Here is a 1,413-nt window from a genome sequence, read left to right as displayed (position 1 = left end):
CCCCCCCCCCCCCCTCGGGGGGCGCCGGGGGGCCGGGGCCTGGGCGGGCCGCCGCTCGGGGGGGGGGGGGGGGGGGGGGGGGGGGGGGGGGCCCCCCCGGGGCGGGCGGGGGGGGGCCCCGCGGTGGCCACCGCGGACGGCGACGAGTACCCCGCCGATGTGGTGGTGCTCGGCCTCGGCGTGCGCCCGGACACCGATCTGGCCCGTGCCGCCGGACTGCCGCTGGGCGAGTCCGGCGGCCTGCTCACCGATCTGTCCATGCGGGTGCGCGGGCACACCGACATCTGGGCGGGCGGCGACTGCGTGGAGGTGCGCGATCTGGTCACCGGCCGCGACCGCCACATCCCGCTCGGCACGCACGCCAACAAGCACGGCCAGGTGATCGGCGCCGTCGTCGCGGGCGGCTACGCCACCTTCCCCGGCGTGGTCGGCACCGCGGTGAGCAAGATCTGCGCGCTCGAGGTGGCCCGCACCGGGCTGCTGGAGCAGGACGCGCACGCGGCCGGATTGCAGTTCGTGACGGTCACGATCGAGTCGACCAGCCGGGCGGGCTACTACCCCGACGCCGCCCCGATGACGGTGAAGATGCTCGCCGAACGCCACACCGGGCGCCTGCTCGGCGTGCAGATCGTCGGCAGGGAGGGCGCGGCCAAGCGGGTCGACGTCGCCGCGGTCGCGCTGACCGCGGGCATGACCGTCGAGCAGATGACCGCGCTCGATCTCGGCTACGCGCCGCCGTTCTCCCCGGTCTGGGACCCGGTGCTGGTGGCGGCGCGCAAAGCGGTGCGGGCGGTGCGCGAACGCGGCTGACTCCGGGGGGCCGAGGGACGCCGCTGGGGGCGGGACGCCGCTAGGTGCCCGCCTGGGCGGCGAGGAACATGTAGCTCTTCTCCTCGGTCCTGGTGCGGATACGCCAGCGGCCGTCGATCCGGGCGAAGGTGTCCAGGTACCACAGCCCGCACAGCATGAGCTGCCGAGTGCCGTCCTGCCCCGCGATCAGCATCGGGTTCTGGCACATGGTGCGCCCGGTCGCGGTGTCGCCGTCCACGGTGATCGAGGAGTTCGAGATCAGGTGCTGGAAGGCGGGGAAGTGCGGGAGGGTGGTGGACAGGAACTGCTTGGTCGCCGCCAGGTCGCCCGCGGGCCCGCCCATCGCCGTGTAGTCGATGTGGGCGTCGTCGGTGAACAGCTCGTCGAGCAGATCCCATTGCCGGGTGTCGATCGCGTGCGAGTAGCGGACCATCAGATCTTCGATCTCCAGGCGGTCGGAGATCTCTTGCAGTGACAGCATCGGCGTGATTCTCCCACCATCGGCCGCCATCCGACGGGTGATCGCGCGGACGCGGTTATCGTGAATCCGTGGGCGGAGAATCTGTGGGGGAGTGGCCGGGCGGCGCGCGGGCGGGCCTGGCT

The 1,413-nt window shown here is 73.7% G+C and carries 2 protein-coding genes; one reads left to right on the top strand and one right to left on the bottom strand.

Annotation, left to right across the window (positions count from 1 at the left end; genetic code table 11):
* The coding region (locus QH283_RS05100; protein ID WP_280501856.1) for an FAD-dependent oxidoreductase at window positions 1-810 on the top strand (810 nt) is incomplete at its 5' end.
* Window positions 811-850: 40 nt separating this feature from the next.
* Here the strand turns inward: QH283_RS05100 and QH283_RS05095 are convergent.
* On the bottom strand, window positions 851-1,291 hold the full coding sequence (locus QH283_RS05095; protein ID WP_280501855.1) for a nuclear transport factor 2 family protein: 441 nt from the start codon (window positions 1,289-1,291) through the stop codon (window positions 851-853).
* Window positions 1,292-1,413 lie beyond the last annotated feature (122 nt).

Source organism: Nocardia farcinica (assembly GCF_029867845.1).
GTDB classification, from domain to species: domain Bacteria; phylum Actinomycetota; class Actinomycetes; order Mycobacteriales; family Mycobacteriaceae; genus Nocardia; species Nocardia farcinica_A.
The sequence above is the reverse complement of the archived record's forward strand: the minus strand, read 5'-3'. Positions and strand labels throughout refer to the sequence as shown.

Bases quoted from the DNA above. Each gene is read 5' to 3' on its own strand.
- QH283_RS05095 (WP_280501855.1), bottom strand. From the start codon at position 1,291: ATGCTGTCACTGCAAGAGATCTCCGACCGCCTGGAGATCGAAGATCTG.